The sequence below is a fragment of the Azospirillum isscasi genome (genome assembly GCF_030849505.1).
GTDB classification, from domain to species: domain Bacteria; phylum Pseudomonadota; class Alphaproteobacteria; order Azospirillales; family Azospirillaceae; genus Azospirillum; species Azospirillum isscasi.
In genome coordinates this window covers 45,478-63,678 of record NZ_JAUJFI010000005.1, presented here as the reverse complement: position 1 = coordinate 63,678, position 18,201 = coordinate 45,478, and the positions used below count along the sequence as shown (strand labels likewise).

Annotated in this window: 17 protein-coding genes; 7 read left to right on the top strand and 10 right to left on the bottom strand. The window is 69.8% G+C overall.

The window, feature by feature from the left end:
* Nucleotides 1-153 precede the first annotated feature (153 nt).
* On the top strand, nucleotides 154-1,374 hold the full coding sequence (locus tag QSG27_RS02595) for a L,D-transpeptidase family protein (RefSeq protein WP_306703589.1): 1,221 nt from the start codon (nucleotides 154-156) through the stop codon (nucleotides 1,372-1,374).
* A gap of 70 nt (nucleotides 1,375-1,444) precedes the next feature.
* Here the strand turns inward: QSG27_RS02595 and QSG27_RS02590 are convergent, their stop codons facing one another.
* Nucleotides 1,445-2,029 (bottom strand): HPF/RaiA family ribosome-associated protein, encoded by a 585-nt coding sequence (locus QSG27_RS02590; RefSeq protein WP_306703588.1) that lies wholly within the window; start codon nucleotides 2,027-2,029, stop codon nucleotides 1,445-1,447.
* Nucleotides 2,030-2,083: 54 nt separating this feature from the next.
* Nucleotides 2,084-2,377 carry a DUF2934 domain-containing protein gene (locus QSG27_RS02585; RefSeq protein WP_306703587.1) on the bottom strand — a complete coding sequence of 98 codons (294 nt, stop codon included), beginning with the start codon at nucleotides 2,375-2,377 and terminating at the stop codon, nucleotides 2,084-2,086.
* A 268-nt stretch (nucleotides 2,378-2,645) separates the two neighbouring features.
* Here QSG27_RS02585 and QSG27_RS02580 point away from each other — a divergent pair, with 268 nt between their 5' ends.
* Nucleotides 2,646-3,926 (top strand): polysaccharide deacetylase family protein, encoded by a 1,281-nt coding sequence (locus QSG27_RS02580; protein WP_306703586.1) that lies wholly within the window; start codon nucleotides 2,646-2,648, stop codon nucleotides 3,924-3,926.
* 33 nt (nucleotides 3,927-3,959) lie between these two features.
* Here the strand turns inward: QSG27_RS02580 and QSG27_RS02575 are convergent, their stop codons facing one another.
* From QSG27_RS02575 to treZ, 5 genes are all read right to left on the bottom strand, one after another.
* Entirely contained in the window at nucleotides 3,960-4,325 is a 366-nt protein-coding gene (locus tag QSG27_RS02575; RefSeq protein WP_306703585.1) for a hypothetical protein, read from the bottom strand.
* Nucleotides 4,326-4,433: 108 nt separating this feature from the next.
* Nucleotides 4,434-4,760 carry a hypothetical protein gene (locus tag QSG27_RS02570; protein ID WP_306703584.1) on the bottom strand — a complete coding sequence of 109 codons (327 nt, stop codon included), beginning with the start codon at nucleotides 4,758-4,760 and terminating at the stop codon, nucleotides 4,434-4,436.
* A gap of 519 nt (nucleotides 4,761-5,279) precedes the next feature.
* Nucleotides 5,280-6,452 carry a PAS domain-containing sensor histidine kinase gene (locus tag QSG27_RS02565; RefSeq protein WP_306703583.1) on the bottom strand — a complete coding sequence of 391 codons (1,173 nt, stop codon included), beginning with the start codon at nucleotides 6,450-6,452 and terminating at the stop codon, nucleotides 5,280-5,282.
* 251 nt (nucleotides 6,453-6,703) lie between these two features.
* A complete protein-coding gene (locus QSG27_RS02560) occupies nucleotides 6,704-8,770 on the bottom strand; it encodes an amylo-alpha-1,6-glucosidase (protein ID WP_306703582.1) in 2,067 nt (688 codons plus the stop codon).
* Complete coding sequence (gene treZ, locus QSG27_RS02555) at nucleotides 8,763-10,751, bottom strand: malto-oligosyltrehalose trehalohydrolase (protein ID WP_306703581.1); 1,989 nt, start codon at nucleotides 10,749-10,751, stop codon at nucleotides 8,763-8,765. The genes QSG27_RS02560 and treZ overlap by 8 nt, the downstream gene beginning before the upstream one ends.
* Nucleotides 10,752-10,866: 115 nt before the next feature.
* On the opposite strand from treZ, the gene QSG27_RS02550 reads away from it, so the two are divergent.
* Complete coding sequence (locus tag QSG27_RS02550; protein WP_306703580.1) at nucleotides 10,867-11,613, top strand: ThuA domain-containing protein; 747 nt, start codon at nucleotides 10,867-10,869, stop codon at nucleotides 11,611-11,613.
* 43 nt (nucleotides 11,614-11,656) lie between these two features.
* Here QSG27_RS02550 and QSG27_RS02545 read toward each other — a convergent pair whose 3' ends face one another.
* Genes QSG27_RS02545 through QSG27_RS02535 form a run of 3 tightly spaced genes read right to left on the bottom strand, consistent with a single transcriptional unit; the run spans nucleotide 11,657 to nucleotide 14,012 of the window.
* A complete protein-coding gene (locus tag QSG27_RS02545) occupies nucleotides 11,657-12,832 on the bottom strand; it encodes a zinc-dependent alcohol dehydrogenase (protein WP_306703579.1) in 1,176 nt (391 codons plus the stop codon).
* Nucleotides 12,829-13,581 (bottom strand): SRPBCC family protein, encoded by a 753-nt coding sequence (locus QSG27_RS02540; RefSeq protein ID WP_306703578.1) that lies wholly within the window; start codon nucleotides 13,579-13,581, stop codon nucleotides 12,829-12,831. Before QSG27_RS02540 ends, QSG27_RS02545 begins: the two co-directional genes overlap by 4 nt.
* A complete protein-coding gene (locus QSG27_RS02535; protein ID WP_306703577.1) occupies nucleotides 13,578-14,012 on the bottom strand; it encodes a DUF3775 domain-containing protein in 435 nt (144 codons plus the stop codon). Before QSG27_RS02535 ends, QSG27_RS02540 begins: the two co-directional genes overlap by 4 nt.
* A gap of 140 nt (nucleotides 14,013-14,152) precedes the next feature.
* On the opposite strand from QSG27_RS02535, the gene QSG27_RS02530 reads away from it, so the two are divergent.
* From QSG27_RS02530 to leuA, 4 genes are all read left to right on the top strand, one after another.
* Nucleotides 14,153-14,803, top strand: a complete 651-nt coding sequence (locus QSG27_RS02530; RefSeq protein WP_306703576.1) for an alpha/beta hydrolase — start codon at nucleotides 14,153-14,155, stop codon at nucleotides 14,801-14,803.
* A gap of 99 nt (nucleotides 14,804-14,902) precedes the next feature.
* Nucleotides 14,903-15,289, top strand: a complete 387-nt coding sequence (locus QSG27_RS02525; RefSeq protein ID WP_306703575.1) for a CidA/LrgA family protein — start codon at nucleotides 14,903-14,905, stop codon at nucleotides 15,287-15,289.
* A complete protein-coding gene (locus QSG27_RS02520) occupies nucleotides 15,286-16,008 on the top strand; it encodes an LrgB family protein (RefSeq protein WP_306703574.1) in 723 nt (240 codons plus the stop codon). The genes QSG27_RS02525 and QSG27_RS02520 overlap by 4 nt, the downstream gene beginning before the upstream one ends.
* A 416-nt stretch (nucleotides 16,009-16,424) precedes the next feature.
* Nucleotides 16,425-18,122: a 2-isopropylmalate synthase gene (gene leuA, locus QSG27_RS02515; RefSeq protein ID WP_306703573.1), complete on the top strand. Its 1,698-nt coding sequence runs from the start codon at nucleotides 16,425-16,427 to the stop codon at nucleotides 18,120-18,122.
* The last annotated feature ends 79 nt before the right edge of the window (nucleotides 18,123-18,201 follow it).

Here is an 18,201-nt window from a genome sequence, read left to right as displayed (position 1 = left end):
GCCGGCGCGGCGCGGCGGGCGGTTCCTGGCCGGACGGCCGTACGCCGATTTCCCGACCCCGCGACAGCATGCCCTCGCCTCGCCGGGTGGGGGTTGGCGTACTACATTCGATTGGAAGGACGGGGATCGGCCCCCGCCAGGCAAGGACGGACCATGCAGGCACTTCGGACGCTCAACAACCAACGGCGACGCCCGGCACCGATCCTGGCCGCGCTGACGCTGGCGCTGTCCGTCCTGGCCGGCACGGCCACCGCCCAGACCGTCTCCTACCGCGACACGCTGACCGGCTGGGCCGACCGGCTGGACGCCGCCGCCGCGGTCCTGGAAACGGAACCGGACCGTCCCATCGCCCGCATCGGGTCCGGCCCCCTCCTGAAGAAAGGCAGCAGCGGCGAGCGCGTGGAGCGGCTGACGCAGCGGCTGGCGGAGCTGGGCTTCCTCGACCGGGCTCGGCACGGCGACCTGTTCGATGACGGCGTGGACACCGCCGTGCGCGCTTTCCAGTTCAGCCAGCGCATGAAGGTGGATGGGCTGGTCGGCGGCGGCACGCGGGTGGCGCTGGACCGCAGCCCGCAGGAGGCGGCCACCCAGATGCGGCGCAGCGCCATGTCGATGCGCGCCTTCCGCGACACCGCACCGGACACCGTGATCCTGGTGAACCTGCCCAGCCAGACCACCACGCTGGTCCGCGACGGGCAGGAGGCGCTGACCATGCGCTCCATCGTCGGACGCCCGTCACGCGAAACGCCGATGCTTCAGGACCGGATCACCCACGTCATCGTGAACCCCACCTGGACCGTGCCCCCCACCGTCCTGAAGGAGGACAAGCTGCCGCTGCTGCGGGCCAAGGGCTCGCCGGGCATCGCGAACGCGGTGGTCTATCTGGACGGGGAGCCGGTGGAGCCGGCCATCGTGGACTGGCACAACGTGTCGCCGCGCCGTGTCCGCATCGTCCAGCAACCGGGCGACCACAACGCGCTGGGCCGGTTCCGCTTCAACCTGACCAACCCCTACAACATCTATCTGCACGGCACCAACGAGCCGAAGCTGTTCGACCGCGAGATCCGCACCGTCAGCTCCGGCTGCGTGCGCCTGGAGGACGCCCGCGGCATGGCCGAGGCGCTGCTGGCGAGCGAGCACATCTCGACGGCGCGGCTGGACCGCATGCTGGAGCGGCAGGAGCCGCAGTGGGTGAAGCTGAGCCAGCCGGTGCCGGTGCGCTTCGTGTACTGGACCGCGACGGTGGACGAGCGCGACGCGGTCCGCCTGCACCCGGACATCTACGACCTGAACGAGGACACGGCCCCCGCCGCCGCGCCGGAGTCCGCCGCCCCCGGCTCGCCCGATCCGATGCCCCCGGCCCAGCGGGCCTGAGGGCCGACGGCCCGGCGGGCCTGAGAGCCTGACGTGAAAAGCCCCCGCGCATGACGCGGGGGCTTTTGCTTCAGGTGGCGTGCAGTTCGGTGTCGGAACCGGCGGCGCGCCAGACCTTGGCGGCGGTCGGGCCGGTGTCGCCCGCGGTTTCCACATACTTCACCGGATCGCCGGTCTTGAGCTGGTCCATGTCCACGTTCAGGCAGCTGTTCCGGTGGAAGTAGAGCTGCGTCCCGGTGTTGGTCGTGATGAAGCCGTGGTCCTCCTTCGGGTAGAGCTGCGCCACCCGGCCCGGCTGTTCCGGATCGTGGGTCTTCACGTCGCGGCGCAGCTTGTCCTTGTACTCCTTCAACTGCCGCTCCGCGGCTTCGAAGGCGTCGCGGATCGAGGTCCGGACGTCCGGGTTGGCGTAGCGCTCCTTCGCCTTGTTCGGCTTGCGGCTGACCACGATGTCCTGGCCCGGCACCATCAGCTCGATATGGACATCGAAGACGTTTCCGGTCTTGTGCTGGCGGTGCTGGGCCTCCACGGCGACCCTCATGCCGACCAGCCGGTCGAACAGTTTCTCCGTCTTCTCCGCCCGTTCGCGGATGTAGGCTTCCAGCTCCGGCTGGGAATCCATGTTGTGGAAGGCGATTTCCAGGTTCGTGTCCATGGGATGTCCTCGTTAAGCACGGGGGAAGGCGGGCAGCGCGGCGGGGGGCCGCGCTCAGGACTCGCGGGCTTGGCCGGGAATGCGGAATTCCTCGCCCTGGTCGGCGATGCCCGGCATCTCGCCCTGGCTTTCCATGCTCAGCACCGGTTCGACCGGTTCGGTCCGTTCGGCGGTGTCGTCCGGACCGCGGGCCGGGTTCGGGCGCAGCGTGCCGCGGTAATTGTCCTCGATGGCGATCTCCTCGCTGGCCAGCTCCCAGTGGTCCCGGGCGCGGCCCTCCGGACGGCCCTCGCGTTCCCAGATCTGGTGAGCGCGCGCTCTGATCCGGCCTTCCAAATCATCCGCCATCCGGGCTGCCTCCTTTCCGTTCCCGTTCCGCACCCCGCCTCCTTGGGCGCACCCTTTGGGGAGCAGGCGCGCTTCCCGTCAACCGCGCCCGGACGCCGAAGGTTCCGCGCTCCGCAACAGCCGAAGCGGAGACGCTGGCCAAAGCGGCGCCGGCCAAAGCGGCGCCGTTTGAATTAATCCCGAAGGGGTGGTATTCGACGGATGCGACGGTCCGGGGGACATCTTTGAGACCCGGTCCGAGCAAGGAACCGAAGACGGGACCAGGATCTTGAACGAAGCGCCCCCCGCAAGGCCCACCGTCGCAAGCCCCCTCACGGCCCGTTTCGCCGAGGGCGCCCACCGTTTCCGCTCCGCCCTTCTCGCCTTGCCGCTGGCCGCGGCGTTGCTTTCCGCTCTGCCGGACGAAGCGGCCCATGCCGCGGACGGTCAACCGCTGCTGCAACTCGGCCTTTTCCAGAAGGAAGGGGATGCCTGGTGGGCATGGGACAGCCTGCGCCGGCGCTCCCCCGAACTGGCGGACGGACTCAGCCCGGCGGTCGTGCCGCTGGACACGCGGCGCCAGGGCGAGGGCGTCGCCTTGCGGGCCATCGCCCCGGCGGGGCTGGACGTGAGAACGCTGTGCCGCCGCATGGTCGGTGCCGGATTCGGCTGCCTCGTGCTCGACGCCGCACCGCCGCCCTCGCCGTCGCCGGTGCCGGTGGACAGCGCCAAGCCCGAACCGGACCGGACCGGCGGCAACGCCAACAGGCCGGACGTCGCCGTCACCTACCCGCCGGAAGCGGCACGGACCATGGCCGCCATCGAGAAGTCCGGGCGCCGCAAGGGCCGGTTGGGGGCGGTGATCCCCGACACGGCGCTGGACGTCATGCCGGCGACGCTGAAGGAGGAGGGCTGGAACCTCTGCGCCCTCACCTTCGACGACGGGCCGCACCGGGTGGTCACGCGCCAGATCCTGGACGTGCTGAACCGGGAGAAGATCCCCGCCACCTATTTCCCGGTCGCCAGCGTCGCGGAGAACCAGGGCGAGGTGATCCGCGACTTCATCGCCGCCGGACACGAGATCGGCAACCACAGCCTGACCCACTCCGACCTGCGCGCCATGGACGCCGAGGCGCAGCGGCACGAGATCGCCGAGGCCAACCGCATCCTGCGGGGGTTCGGCGCCGACCCGGTGCTGTTCCGCCCGCCCTACGGGCGCTACACGCCGGACCTGCTGGCCATCGCCCGCGAGGAGAAGATGAGCCCGGTGCTGTGGACCGTGGACACCCGCGACTGGCAGGTCCGCGACCCCGACCGGATCGTGCAGCATGTGAAGACGGAAGCGGGAACCGGCAGCGTGCTTCTGCTGCACTCCACCTACCCGTCCACCCTGACCGCCCTGCCCCGCGTGATCGCCGCGATGCGCGCGAAGGGCTGCGAGTTCGTCACCCTGTCGGAATGGATCGAGCGGATGCACCAGATCGCCACGCCGGCCATGGCGCCGACCATGGTGAAGGCGAACGGACCGGCGATGGACGCCAGCCGCCCGGCCCTGCGCACCGCCAACTGACCGGCGCCGGGCCGGCTTCGGGCCGGGCGCTTCCTACTTTCCAGCCTTCTGCTTGCGGATTTGCAGGTACTTGCGGATGGTCGCCTCGACCTCCGGCGGCAGCATGTTCCAGGCGCCGGACACCGATCCGCCCTTCACCTCCTCGATGGTGACGGTGGCGGCGAAGGTGAACTTGCCGGAGGCGTCGTCGACCCGCACCGTGATGCGCGCGGTCTGGCTGGGGATCAGGGACCCGTCGAAGCCCGTCGCCACGAAGCCCTTGTGGCTGATGGCCGCCAGCGGAAAGCTCTTGCCGTCGAACTCGATCACGCTGGACGATCCATTGGACGGGCCGGCGCGGCGCGGTGCGGTCTTCTTCTCGTCCTTGACGGTCACTTTCAGAAAATCGAACAAGCCCATGCCAGCCCCCGCCGATCAGCGCCGCCCATCGCCACGGCGCCTGAACTTTATGCGCGGACTAACGATGGGGAAGCAACCGTGATTTCCCCGGCCGGCGGCACGTCAACCTTACGGCGATACGATCCCCCCGCGGCGCTCCCGCCCGACGGACAGGGCGTCCTGCGCCCGACGGACGCACAGCAGGGCGAAGGGAAGCAGGATCACCAGGACCGCGGCCATGCCCACCGCCACCGTCAGCACCCCCGCCACGTCGGCCCCGCCCAGATGGGAGGCGAAGGTCAGCAGCAGATGGAGGATCAGAGCGGACAGCATCGCCGCCCCCAGCGCCGGCATGGCAAATCCCTGCAGGCGGCGGTCGCGTGGTCCACCGGTCGCCGCGCGTCCCGGCCAGCGCGGACGCGCCACCGGGCAAGACGTCCCATAGACATCCAGCATGGGCACCCCTCCCGTCACTGTTCATCCGGCGCCGGTTGGATTGGGGCAACACGGCGGGATGAGGCGCGGCCACTATAGCGGCAAAAACGCGCGGAGCCTAAAATCTGAAGTACTTATTCTGATTGGACGGGCCTCCCGCCAAAGGTTATGGGCGCGGTGGCGGCCCCCATCACCTCCCGCGTAGGCTCTCCACAGAGTCTGTGGATAACTGTGTTGACAAGACGCGGCTTTTGCCGATTCGAGGCAGGCGCCACAAGGCCATAGCCCGATTTGCCCAAAAATTGGGCATGTCACACAAACCATTGAAAGACATTGCCTTTCCCGGTTTGCGGAGGTGTTGCAGCGCTCCCGCCTGTCAAACGGATTCTGCCGCGGGACTCCCGATGCGGCGATTTCGCGCGGAGCTGTGCCCTGTTGACAACTGAATGTTCGGATTCCCCGCAAGGGGCACTCCGAATCCGCCGCATCCTCTCCGGGCGGCGAGGCCGGAGCGCCCGGCCACCCGCGCGAACGGCGGCATCACCGGCCGGCGCACACCCCTTGGGTCAGGGTCACCGTCACGGCGGTTCCGCCGCCCGGCTTGCTGTAGACCCGGATGCTCCCGCCCATGCGCTCCACCAGCGCCTTGCAGATCAGCAGGCCGAGGCCGCTTCCCACCTCCCCGTCGGCACCGGGTACGGCGTGGTGCAGATCGATGCGGAACAGATAGGGCTGAAGCTCCTCCGGGATGCCCAGCCCGTTGTCCTGGACCCGCACGGTCACCCGCCCGTCCACCATGGCGGCGGACAGCATGACGATGCTGCCCGAGGGCGAGAAGCGCACCGCGTTCTCGATCAGATGCTTCAGCACCGTGTTCAGCGCGGACAGGTCGCCCAGCACCGGGGTGGCGAAGATGCGGTTGACGATCAGGATGTCGCGGGCACGGGCGCGCGGCTCCAAATCCTCCAGAACGTCCTGGAGCAGGCCGCCCAGCTCATAGGCCCGCAGGTCCAGGGGAACCTGATTCAGTTGCAGGCGGGACCACAGCGACAAATTCTCGATCGTCCGCATCATCTGCCGCCCGGCGTCGCTGCACAGATCCGCATAGGCGCCCAGACGCGCCGTTCCCCGGCCTTCCCCGCCGCCCCCCAAATCGGACGCCACATCGGACGAGATCATCTGCGTGGCCCCCAGGATGGCGCTCAGCGGGTCCTTCAACTCCTGGCAGATCTGCCCCAGGAAGCGGTTCATGCGCGCGACCGTGTCGGCAAGCTGGTCCACCCGCAGGGTGCGCTGCGCCTCCTCGTCGTGGCGGCGGGTGATGTCGGTGACGAAGATGCAGGAGCCCGCCGCCGTGCCGCCGTCCGGGCCGGAGTCGCCGTCCAGCCGCGATTCGTTGAAGATCACATGGAGCGGCGTCCCGTCGGAGCGCGTCAGGGTGACCTCGTAGCTGCGGTGCGGGGTGAGGTCGCGGATGGCCGCCTGCCGCTCCAGGACGCTTCGGCTCTCCTCCGTCGCATAGGCCAGGAGATGGGTCCCGGCCAGCTCCCCCGCCCGGTAGCCGAGCAGCGCGCACAGCGCCGGGTTGACGCCGATGGTGACCAGATCGCGGTCCACCACCCAGCAGGCTTGGGCGCTCTGGTCCAGAATCCGGCGGCTCAGCCCGTCCCAGTCCACCGTGGGGCGCGAAGCCTTCGACAACAGCGTCAGCATAAGCCCTCCCGTCCTCATCCGGCCGGGTGAACACACGGAAGCATGTTCGTGTACTTCCCATTCACCCCGCCCTCGATGATAGGCACGGGCGGCAAAAACCTTCAACAGAATGTGGGTTTCATGTCGGTTAAATTGTCGTCATCGATTCGTTTTTTTCCGCATTGCAACTTTCTTTTCAGTAACCGGACGCATTCCATGACGATTCGTCTTGCGTTCTTACCACGCCTTTCATGGGCGCGGCGGCGGCAGGGTCAGGATGTTTCGTCCTCCGCCGTCGCCGCCCAGCAGCGCAGCACCTCCGCGACGCTCCAGGCCTGCGAAATGCAGCCGCGGGGGCTGAAGGGCGGTTCGGCGTCGAAGATTTCGGCGATGGTGCCGATCCCCGCCTGATCCAGATGCGGCAGAAAGCCGCGGAGCAGGTCCCGCGCCCCGGCCTTGTCCTCCGGATGCAGCTTCAGCCACGCCTCGACATAGGGACCGATCAGCCACCCCCACACCGTGCCCTGGTGATAGGCGGCGTCGCGGGCGCGCAGGTCGCCGAAGTACTTCGGCTTGTAGTCGCGGTGCCCCGGCGCCAGCGAGCGCAGCCCGACCGGGGTCAGCAGCCGCTGCCGCACCGTCTCCACCACCGGGTCCCAGCGGGCGCGGTCGAGCACCGGGTTGTCGAGCGAGACGGCGAAGATCTGGTTGGGCCGGCAGGCGTCGTCGTCCCCCCGCTCCCCGTCCACCACGTCGTACAGGTGCCCGGCCCCGGCGCACCAGAAGCGCGCGTTGAAGGAGGCGCGGGCCTGCTCCGCCAGTTCCGCCAGGGGGCGGGCGGCCTGGGCCTCCCCCTCCTCCGTCAGCCAGCCGGCGGTCAGGCACAGCGCGTTGTACCAGAGCGCGTTGATCTCCACCGCCTTGCCCCGGCGCGGGGTGACCACCCAGTCTCCGACCTTCGCGTCCATCCAGGTGAGCTGATAACCCTCCCGCCCCTGGCGCAGCAGCCCGTCGCCGGTGTCCACGGCGATGCCGAAGCGGGTGCCGCGCCGGTGGTGGTCGATCACATCCACCAGCCGGGGCAGCAGCAGCCGCAGCGTGTGCCGGTCCCCGGTCGCGCGGACATAGCGGTTCAGCGCGTGGAAGAACCACAGCGTCGCGTCGGCGGTGTGGTACAGCCCCTCGTCCTTGCCGTCGGGGAACATGTTGGGGATCAGCCCGTCGCGGATGTAGTGCGCGAAGGTGCGCAGGATCCAGCCGGCCTCCATGTGGCGCCCGGTGGTCAGGGTCAGCCCCTCCAGGCTGATCATGGTGTCGCGGCCCCAGTCGGTGAACCAGTGGTAGCCGGCGATCACCGTGCGCACCTCGTCCCCCTCGGCGCGGGCGCGCATCTGGTCGGCGACGCGGCCCGCCGGAACGAACAGGAAGCTGTCCGCCGACAGAACCAGCTCCGCCATCGGCCCGTCGCGCAGCGAGGGGTGCGCGGCCCCGACGATGCGCCGCCGCCGCTCCTTCTCGAAGCGCAGCACGTCGGCGGGCGGCAGCGCCCAGAGCCGCTGCCAGGGCTCCGTGGCCGCGACGAAGCTGAGCGTCTGGCCCTGGCTCAGCGGGCCGCTGAAATAGCCGGGGGTCCACAGCGAGCCGCGCGACTCGTAGCCGCGCTCCGCCTCCACCGGATAGACGATGTCGCGCCGCGCCCCGCCGTCCAGGGTCAGGGGAAGCTCCGCCCCCTCGATGGTCATGCGCAGCACCGGCAGTTCCGGCCCGGCCCAGATCTCATACTCGTGGCCACGGGCGGTGACGCGGTAGTCGCGGGCCAGCGGCTCGTCCACCGCCGACTCCAGCTTGCGGAAGGCCATCACCGGGCGAAGCCTCAGGCAGATCGGCTGCGGCGCCGTCACCACCCGGTAGGTGACGTGGACGATGTTCTGCAGGTGCGGCAGCACGACCTGCTTTTCGATCACCACGTCGCCGAACTCGTAGCGCCAGACCGGCAGCCCCGACTCCATCCGGAACTCGGCGAGGCCGGAGGGGGCGGCGTCCGACGGGTAGTTCGGGTCGGGCCATTGGTCCGCCTGCGGGTTGTGGCCGGTCAGCCGCCGTTCGGTGCCGTCCGGCTGGATCAGCACGTCGTTGAGCTGGCTCAGCATCACCACGCGGCCCAGCGGCGCCGGAAGCGCCGCCACCAGCAAACCGTGGTAGCGCCGCGTCACCGCCCCCGACAGGGAGGAGGAGGCGTAACCGCCCAGCCCGTTGGCGACCAGCCATTCGCGGGAAAGCGCGGCGTCCGGCGCGGATCGCAGGACGTCGCGCGTGATCTTGCGGACGAAATCAGCCATGGGTCTCCTGAGCGCTCGCGCTGTTGCGTTCGTCCCCCTCACGCTCCTCATCGGGGGTCTTTCCGGGGGCGTCTGCGGGGGCCAGGACGACCGCCGCATGGCCGGGGACCCGCCAGCCGCCGTCCGGCAACGCCACCGCCGCCATCCCGCAGCCGCCGTAGCGCGGGTCCTCGCTGGACCACAGCAGCGCCCATTCCCGGCCGAGGGGGGGCGCCAGCAGCGGTTCCGGCAGAATGTCCAGCCGCAGGTCGCGCCCCAGATTGACCAGCAGCAGCCGGTCGTCCCCGTCCCCGCCGAAGAAGCGGAGGACGAAGCTCTCCTCCCCCAGCACCGCGCCGTCCAGCCCGCCGTCCCCCTGCGCGCGGAACACCGGGTCCTCGCGGCGCAGGCGCAGGAGGTCGCGGTGCAGCGCCCAGACCTCCGCGTGGGTTTCCCGTTCGCGATGGTCCAGCTTGGAGCTTCGGAAGGTCTCCACGTCCTGCGGACGCTTCAGGCGGGCGCGCATGGCGGGTGTGGCGAGGCTGGGGAACTGGGACAGGAAGTCCGCCCGCCCCTCCTCCACCCTGGCGGCCAGGTCCGGTTCGTGGTCGGCGAAATAGTGGAAGGGGCTGCTGGCCGCGAACTCCTGGCCCTGGAACAGCATCGGCGTGCCCGGACCCAGCAGGGTCAGCGCCGTCATCGCCCGGCAGCGCCCCGGCGTGGTCAGGACGTGGACCCGCAGGCCCCGCCCGGAATTGGCGATCTGGTCGTGGTTCTGAAGGAAGGCGACGAAGGCCGGGCGCGGCAGGCCATAGGCCGGCGTGCCCCGCCGCTGGCTCTGCCAGCGGTACCATTGCCCCTGATAGAGGAAGCCGTGCCTGACGGCGGACACCAGCTCCTGCGGCGTGCCGCGGTAGTCGGTGTAGTAGGCTTCGTTCCGCCCGGTCAGCGCGACCAGGGCCGCGTGGTGGAAATCGTCGTTCCAAAGGGCGTCCAGCCCATGGCCGCCCCGCTCCGCCGGCGTCGCCATGGCGGCCTGCTGGGACTCGTTCTCCCCGATCAGCAGCGTGGCCCGCCCGCGCGCCGCCCGGCGGACGGCCCGCCCGATCTCCTGGATGATGTGCGGGGTGGAGCGGTCGAAGATCTGCTGGGTGGCGTCCAGCCGCAGCCCGTCCAGATGGTACTCGTCGATCCAGAAGGCGGCGTTCGCCAGGAAGAATTCCCGCACCGGCCCGCAGCCGGGGCCGTCGAAGTTGATCGCGTCCCCCCACTCGTTCCGGTAGCGGGTGGTGAAGTAATCCGGGGAAAAGCGGGACAGGAAATTCCCGCTGGGACCGAGGTGGTTGTAGACCACGTCCAGGATCACCGCGAGGCCCAGCGCGTGCGCGCGGTCCACGAAGCGCCGCATGTCGTCCGGCTCCCCGTAGAGCCGGGTCGGGGCGAACAGGTCCACCCCGTCATAGCCCCAGCCGAAGCGGCCTGGAAACTCCGCCACCGGCATGAGTTCCAGAACCGTCACCCCCAGCTCGGCCAGAGACGCCAGTTCGCGCATCGCCGCGTCCCAGGTGCCCTCCGGCGTGAAGGTGCCGATGTGCATCTCGTAGACCACCTGCCCCCGCAGGCTGCGGCCCGCCCAGCCGGCGTCGGTCCAGGCGAAGGCGGACGGGTCCACGACCTGCGACGGCCCCTCCGGCCCGTCGGGCTGGAAGCGCGAGGCCGGGTCGGGGAAAGCCGGGCCGTCGTCCAGCCGGAACCGGTAGAGGCTGCCCACCGGCACTCCCTCCGCCACCGCGGAGAAATAGCCGCCGCCCTCCGCGTCCAGCGCCACCGTTCGTTCCCCGGACTCGCTTTTCGGCCCGACCAGCAGGCTGACGCTGCGGCAGGCGGGCGCCCAGACCCGCGCCAGCACCCGGTCGCCCGGTGCGGGCTCGACGCCTATGGGGCAACGGCGGGCCGGGGTGACCAGACCGTCATGACGCGCTGCATCGGGGAGACTCGACACTTGACCTTCACACCGCAATGTTTCGACCATCGTCCCCCAAACAGGCGCCGGCCCCCTTCGTCCCACAAGGAGCCGCTCCGGCGCCGGTTCGATCCGCCCTGGAAGGTCATCCGCCATGCCGAACCCCGCGCCGCGCGTCCTGATCTGGAACGAGTTCCGCCACGAGCGCCGGGACGAGACCGTGAAGGCCCATTACCCCCAGGGCATCCACGAGGCGCTGGCAGCACCCCTGCGCGCCGCCGGCCTGACCGTGGACACCGCCACGCTGGACGAGCCGGAGCACGGTCTGCCCGAGGAGCGGCTGAACGCCGCCGACACGCTGGTCTGGTGGGGCCACCGCGCCCACGCGGAGGTGCCGGACGCGGTGGCGGAGCGGGTGAAGCGGCGGGTGACCGAGCATGGGCTGGGCCTCGTGGCGCTCCATTCCAGCCATTTTTCCAAGCCCTTCGTGGCGCTGATGGGCACCGGCTGCTACCTGAAGCACCGCGTGGCGGCGGAGAAGGAGCGGCTGTGGGTGGTGGACCCCGGCCACCCGGTGGCGGCGGGCATTTCCGACCGCATCGAACTGGACCGGGAGGAGATGTACGGCGAGCCTTTCGACGTCCCGCCGCCGGACGATCTGGTCTTCGTGAGCTGGTTCCAGGGCGGCGAGGTCTTCCGCAGCGGTTGCGGCTGGCGGCGGGGGCTGGGCCGAGTCTTCTACTTCCGGCCCGGCCACGAGACCTACCCCACCTACCACCACCCGCAGATCCAGCGCGTGATCCTGAACGCCGTCCGCTGGGCGGCAAGGCCGGAGGGGCTGGAGGCGCCGGTGCGGGGACGGCGGGACACCCCGCTGGAGCCTCTCCCGCCCCGCTCGTAAAGGGCTCAGCCCCACACCCCGAGGCTTTCCGCGGCGGCACCGGTCACGGCGCGAAGACGACCCGCATGCAGTCGTCGGCCTTTTCCTTGAACATGCGGTAGCCCTGCGGCGCGTCGTCCAGCGCCCATTTGTGGGTCAGCAGGTAGGAGGGGTCGAGTTCGCCCTTCCCGATGTGCTCGAACAGGCGCTTGACGTAACGCTGTCCGTGCTGCTGCCCCATGCGGAAGGTCAGCGCCTTGTTCATCGCCGCCCCCATCGGGAACTTGTCGATGAACCCGCCGTAGACGCCGACGATGGACAGGGTCCCGCCCTTGCGGCAGCACTGGATCATCTGGCGCAGGACGGCGGGCCGGTCGCTCTCCAGCCGGAGGGCCTGCTTGCCGCGGTCGTACCAGTCCTCCAGGGCGGAGGCGCCGCTGTCGGCCTCCATGCCCACCGCGTCGATGCAGACGTCCGGCCCGCGCCCGCCGGTCATCGCCAGCAGGGCGTCGTAGATGTCCACGCGGCTGTAATCCAGCGTCTCCGCCCCCGCCTTCATCTGGGCGGCGCGCAGCCGGTCCGGAAAGCGGTCGATGCCGATCACCCGCTCCGCCCCCATCAGGGACGCGCTCCTCATCGCCATCTGGCCGACGCCGCCGCAGCCCCAGACGGCCACCACGTCGCCCGGCTTGATGCCGCCCATGTCGGCGGCCATGTAGCCGGTCGGCACGGCGTCCGAGACGAAGACCGCCTGCTCGTCGGTCACCCCCTCCGGCACGCGGAAGCAGTTGGTGTCGGCGAAGGGGACGCGGATGTATTCGGCGTGGCTGCCGGCGTAGCCGCCGAAGGCGTGGCTGTAGCCGAAGATGCCCGCGGTGCAGTGCCCGTAGGCCATCTCCTCGAAGGCCGGCTGCGGGTTGGAATTGTCGCACAGCGAGAATTCCTCGTGCCGGCAGTGCCAGCATTTGCCGCAGCCGATGATCGACACCGTGATCACCCGGTCGCCGCGGTTCAGCCGCGTCACCTCCGGCCCCTTCTCCACCACCTCGCCCAGGAATTCGTGGCCGATGATGTCGCCGGCCCGCATGGTGGGGACGTAGCCGCCGATCAGGTGCAGATCGGACCCGCAGACCGAGGACAGGCCGACCTTGACGATGGCGTCCCGCGGCCCGAGGATCGTGGGGTCCGGCACGCGCTCCACCCGCAGGTCGTTGACGCCGTTCCAGCAAAGCGCCCTCATCCCGTCACCTCCTGCATGCTCGGCAGCGCCCGGGAACGCTCGGCCCTCCCGCTCGGCTGCCCGTCGATGGTCGGAAGTTCCCCAACTTCCATGATCCGTTTCAGGCGGCGCAGCGCCTCGCGCGCCTGCTGTTCCGGCGCCATGCCGAACAGGCGGGACACGGCGTGGCCGCCTTCTCCGCCCGGCGGGTGGTAGGCCAGCGTCAGGCTGACCTCCGTCCCGCGCCCGCCCGGCGCCGGCCGGAACAGGACGGTGCCCCGGTGCGGCAGGTCCGCCCCCTCCAGCGTGTGCCAGGTGATGAGTTCGTTCTCGCGCAGCTTGTCCAGCCGGCTGGTCCAGACCACCGGCACGCCACCGGGACCGTGGGCCTTCCAGCGGCTTTCGGTGTCGGACAGCACCTCCACGGCGTCGAGATGGGGGAACAGGGCCGCCAGATGGCGGACGTTGCGCCAATGGCGGAACAGCCGGTCCGCCGGGACGGCGACGGTGACGTTGGCCTGGGTGGTCGCCGGTTCGCGGCGCAGCGCCGGCAGCGCGGCCTGCCGCAACGGGCTGGACAGCGGCACGCCCGCCGCCCCGGCCAGGAACAGCCCGCCGCCGAGCGCCGCCAGCGCCCAGCTTCCCCGCCGCGCCCCGGCATAGCCCAGCGCCGTGCCGCCCAGGATGGCGGCCCAGCGTTCGAGCGCGCCGGCGGAGCCTTCCATGCGCCGCCCGCCCATGCGCCGCCTGCCGTCCCGGCTCCCGGTCATTGCCCGTCCTTCCTTTTCAGCAGATCCAGCTCGTACAGCCCCTTCATCAGGTCGTCGTGCAGGTCGATGCGCTCCGCAATGTCGGTGTAGTGGGTGGCGTCGGGCGCCCGCCCCGCCTCGTCCAGCGCGCGGTCCCACTGGTTCCCGGCGAAGTCGCCGCGCCCCACGAGCATGACGGCGCGCAGTTCCATCCGCTGTTCGGGCGAAAGGTCCTCCAGCATCCGGCGAAGCTGGTCCAGCGCGCCGCTGGCGTCGGAGGACAGGATGCTGAGGGCGTCGAGATCGGTCGGGTTCCGCGAACCGCGTTCGCTGCGCTGCTCCCCGAGGTCGATGTTGCGCATTCCCGCAAGGAAACGCTGACGGTCGGCCACGGCCTCGTGCGCGAGGTCGGCGGCCTGCTTCACGGTATCGACCGAAATCTGTTTGAGCATGGGTCGCACTTCTTTTCAGTTGCACGGCTTTGCCCGACGCCAACAGCCGGACCGGGGGTTCGTCCCGCCGAAAGCGTTAAGCAACGCGAAGCGGGGGAGCGGTGTTACATCGGCAGAGTTCCGGCGAGCAGGAGAATCCCATGCCGCTTCTGTCGGCCCAGACCGCTGATGTGACGGAGGATGGACACGCGCCCGTGACCCTGGACACCGACCGGGGGACCGTGGAAGGGCGCCTTTATCCGGCACCGGCTCCCCATGGCGGTCTGGCCGTCCTGTGGATCGGCGGCGTCGGCGGCGGATTCGATTCGCCGGCCCGCGGGCTTTACCCGCGGCTGGCCCGGGACCTGACCGCGGACGGCATCGCCTCGCTGCGCGTCCGCTACCGCAACCCCCGCGCGCTGGACGAGGCGGTGTACGACGTGCTGTGCGGCCTGACCTTCCTCGGCCGGATGGGCATCCACCATGTGGCGCTGGTCGGCCATTCCTTCGGCGGGGCGGTGGCGATCCAGGCCGCGGCGTCGAACCGCGGGGCGGTCTGCACGGTGGTGACGCTGGCGACCCAGGGCCTTGGCACCGACGCGGTGGCGGACCTGAGCTGCCCGGTGCTGCTGATCCACGGCGAGGGCGACGAGGTGCTGAAGCCCATGTGCTCCATCCACGTCCACCGCATGGCGCGCGAGCCGAAGAAGCTGGTCCTGATGCCCGGCGCCGGGCATGGACTGGACGAGACCGCCGAGGCCGTCTGCCACGAGGTACGCGACTGGCTCAAGGCTCAACTGCTGGAGCGTTAGGGCATATCCTCTCCCCGGCGGCGGCGTCAGGGATTAGGGTGCGGCCATCCTCCCGAAAGGCCCCCCGATAAGCCTCCCTGAAAAGCCCGGAGCCCGCCGATGCTCGGCACCCTGACGCTTCTCCTCTCCTGCCAATTGGCGGGCGAGCTGACCGCCCGCCTGCTGCACCTGCCCGTACCGGGTCCGGTGCTGGGCATGGTCCTGCTGTTCGTCGGCCTGCTGGTCCGCGGCACCGTGCCGGGGCCGCTGCAGGAGACGGCGGGCGGCATCCTGCGCCACCTGTCGCTTCTCTTCGTTCCGGCGGGGGTCGGGGTGATGGCCCACCTGAACCGGCTGGGCGAGGAGGCCCTGCCCATCGCCGCCGCCCTGCTGGGCAGCACGCTGATCGGCGTCGCACTGACCGCCTGGGTGATGAGCGTGATGAGCCGCCGCGGTCCCGACGCTGAAGGCTCGGGCGGGGCCGGAAACGGAAAGAACGCCCGATGAGCCCCGATTTCCACGAGATCTGGGTCTACCTGTCGGCCAGCCCGCTCGCCGGCCTGACCCTGACGCTGGTCGCCTATCAGGCGGGGATGTGGGTGTTCGAACGGTTCGGGCGGCGGCCCGCGCTGAACCCGGTGATGATCGCGGTGCTGCTGATCGCCGGCATCCTGATGGTGACCGGCATCGATTACCGCACCTATTTCGACGGCGCGCAGTTCGTGCATTTCCTGCTCGGCCCCGCCACGGTGGCGCTGGCGGTCCCGCTCTACCGGCAGTTCCAGCAGGTCCGCCGCTCCGCCGTGGCGCTTCTGGTGGCTTTGCTGACCGGCTCCGCCGCGTCGGCGCTGAGCGCCGTCGCCATCGCCTGGGCGCTGGGCGCGTCGGAGCGCACGCTGCTGTCGCTGGCGCCCAAGTCGGTGACCTCCCCCATCGCCATGGGCGTGTCGGAGCAGATCGGCGGCCTGCCCTCCCTCACCGCGGTTTTCGTGATCCTGACCGGGATCGTCGCCGCGTCCTTCGGCACCTGGGTGCTTAATCTCGTCCGGGTGAAGGACTGGCGGGCACGCGGCTTCGGCCTGGGGGTGGCCGCCCATGGCATCGGCACGGCCAGCGCCCTTCAGGCGAACGAGGTGGCCGGGGCCTTCGCCGGGCTGGGCATGGGGCTGAACGGGCTGGCGACGGCGATCCTTCTGCCCGTCCTCTACCGCCTGTTCTTCGGATGACCCGTTCTTTGGAGGAGCGGGGTTGAAAACCCGTTTCCGCGAAAGAAGATTTCATGCAATCGCGGCTTGACACAGCAAGCCTGCCTGCGCAGAGTGTGGGCCATGATCCGCATCGACCACACGAACGCCCTTCTGCGACTTATCACCCCGGCGCTTTGAGCGTCCGGGCTGTCTGCGTTCGCCTGTCCTGTTTCCTGGTCGAAGTGTCTGTTTTCCCATGAGCACCCACAGTCTGCGCCATTTCGGCACGCGCCCTTGCGGGGCGAAACGTGTCTCCCGGCTGGGGCCGGGGCTGCGACTTAGGAACGGTCGCTGAGCCGCCCGGCAGCTCGGCGACCGTAGTCCCGCCGGTCCCCACACGACACGAGACAACGCCCCGCACAGAATCCGGGGCTCCCAAGGGATCACGAAGCGTCATGAACCACATCGCCACCCCCGCCGCCGCCACCTCCGCCAAGCACGAGAAGTACGTTCCCTTCGCCCCGGTGAAGCTGACCGACCGCCAGTGGCCGAACCGCTCCATCGAGAAGGCGCCGGTCTGGTGCTCCGTGGACCTGCGCGACGGCAACCAGGCGCTGATCGAGCCGATGGGTCCGGACCGCAAGCGCGCGATGTTCGACGCGCTGCTGAGGATGGGCTTCAAGGAAATCGAGATCGGCTTCCCCGCCGCCTCGCAGACCGACTTCGACTTCTGCCGCGAGATCATCGAGGGCGGCAAGATCCCCGACGGCGTAACCATCCAGGTGCTGACCCAGGCCCGCGAGGAGCTGATCCGCCGCACCTTCGAGGGCATCAGGGGCGCCAAGCGTGCCATCGTCCATCTGTACAACTCGACCTCCGAGCTGCAACGCCGCGTCGTCTTCGGGCTGGACCGCCAGGGCATCGTGGACATCGCCATCGCCGGCACCAAGCTGATCAAGCAATTGGCCGCCGAGCATCCGGAAACCGAGATCGTCCTGCAATATTCGCCGGAGAGCTTCACCGGGACGGAGCTGGACTTCGCCCTGGAGATCTGCGAGGCGGTGATGGAGACCTGGGGCGCCGGCGCCGACAACAAGGTCATCCTGAACCTGCCGGCGACGGTGGAGATGTCCACCCCGAACATCCACGCCGACCAGATCGAGTGGTTCTGCCGCAGCATGAAGAACCGCGAGGCGGCGATCATCTCGCTCCACCCGCACAACGACCGCGGCACCGGCGTGGCGGCGGCGGAGTTGGGCATGCTGGCCGGCGCCGACCGCGTGGAAGGCACCCTGTTCGGCAACGGCGAGCGCACCGGCAACGTGGACGTGGTCACCCTGGCGCTGAACCTGCTGACCCAGGGCGTCGATCCGGAGCTGCGCATCGACGACATCAACGAGATCGTCCGCGTCTCCGAATACTGCACGCAGTTGCCGGTCCATCCGCGCCACCCCTATGCGGGCGAGCTGGTCTTCACGGCCTTCTCCGGTTCGCACCAGGACGCCATCAACAAGGGCCTGAAGGCGCTGAGCAAGTCCAACCACGGCAAGTGGGAGGTTCCGTACCTGCCCATCGACCCGCAGGACCTGGGCCGCAGCTACGAGGCGGTGATCCGCATCAACAGCCAGTCGGGCAAGGGCGGCATCGCCTATGTGCTGGAGAAGGACTACGGCATCCAGATCCCGCGCCGCCTGCAGATCGAATTCTCCAAGACCGTGCAGCGCATCGCCGACGAGACCGGCAAGGAGTTGGCCCCCGCCGACATCCACGCCGCCTTTAAGGCCGAGTATCTGGACATCGACGCCCCGCTGGCCCTGATCGAGCATTCGACCGAGCCGCGCGGCCCGAACTCCGGCGCCCGCGTCCTGAACGTGGTGGTGTCGCGCGACGGCGTGGTCCGCACGCTGAAGGGCTCGGGCAAGGGTCCGATCGACGCCTTCCTGGACGCTCTGCGCCAGGGGGCCGGCATCGACCTGCATGTGGTGGACTACCGCGAGCACGCCGTGGGCGAGGGCGAGGACGCCCAGGCCTGCGCCTATGTCGAGGTGAAGACCAAGGACGAGCGCACCCTGTTCGGCGTCGGCATGGACGCGGACATCGTGACCGCCTCGCTGCGCGCCCTGGTCAGCGCCGCGAACCGCGCCGCGCGGTAAGGGGTTCGGGGAAAGGAAAAGGGGCGCCCGGCTGGGGCGCCCCTTTTTTGTTGGGCGGGTGGGAGTGTCCGAGACGGGC

Excerpts from the sequence above, each read along its gene's own strand:
- QSG27_RS02595 (WP_306703589.1), top strand. The coding sequence starts at position 154 with ATGCAGGCACTTCGGACGCTCAACAACCAACGGCGACGCCCGGCACCG.
- QSG27_RS02590 (WP_306703588.1), bottom strand. The coding sequence starts at position 2,029 with ATGGACACGAACCTGGAAATCGCCTTCCACAACATGGATTCCCAGCCG.
- QSG27_RS02585 (WP_306703587.1), bottom strand. The coding sequence starts at position 2,377 with ATGGCGGATGATTTGGAAGGCCGGATCAGAGCGCGCGCTCACCAGATC.
- QSG27_RS02575 (WP_306703585.1), bottom strand. The coding sequence starts at position 4,325 with ATGGGCTTGTTCGATTTTCTGAAAGTGACCGTCAAGGACGAGAAGAAG.
- QSG27_RS02570 (WP_306703584.1), bottom strand. The coding sequence starts at position 4,760 with ATGCTGGATGTCTATGGGACGTCTTGCCCGGTGGCGCGTCCGCGCTGG.
- QSG27_RS02565 (WP_306703583.1), bottom strand. The coding sequence starts at position 6,452 with ATGCTGACGCTGTTGTCGAAGGCTTCGCGCCCCACGGTGGACTGGGAC.
- QSG27_RS02560 (WP_306703582.1), bottom strand. The coding sequence starts at position 8,770 with ATGGCTGATTTCGTCCGCAAGATCACGCGCGACGTCCTGCGATCCGCG.
- QSG27_RS02550 (WP_306703580.1), top strand. The coding sequence starts at position 10,867 with ATGCCGAACCCCGCGCCGCGCGTCCTGATCTGGAACGAGTTCCGCCAC.
- QSG27_RS02545 (WP_306703579.1), bottom strand. The coding sequence starts at position 12,832 with ATGAGGGCGCTTTGCTGGAACGGCGTCAACGACCTGCGGGTGGAGCGC.
- QSG27_RS02540 (WP_306703578.1), bottom strand. The coding sequence starts at position 13,581 with ATGACCGGGAGCCGGGACGGCAGGCGGCGCATGGGCGGGCGGCGCATG.
- QSG27_RS02535 (WP_306703577.1), bottom strand. The coding sequence starts at position 14,012 with ATGCTCAAACAGATTTCGGTCGATACCGTGAAGCAGGCCGCCGACCTC.
- QSG27_RS02530 (WP_306703576.1), top strand. The coding sequence starts at position 14,153 with ATGCCGCTTCTGTCGGCCCAGACCGCTGATGTGACGGAGGATGGACAC.
- QSG27_RS02525 (WP_306703575.1), top strand. The coding sequence starts at position 14,903 with ATGCTCGGCACCCTGACGCTTCTCCTCTCCTGCCAATTGGCGGGCGAG.
- QSG27_RS02520 (WP_306703574.1), top strand. The coding sequence starts at position 15,286 with ATGAGCCCCGATTTCCACGAGATCTGGGTCTACCTGTCGGCCAGCCCG.
- leuA (WP_306703573.1), top strand. The coding sequence starts at position 16,425 with ATGAACCACATCGCCACCCCCGCCGCCGCCACCTCCGCCAAGCACGAG.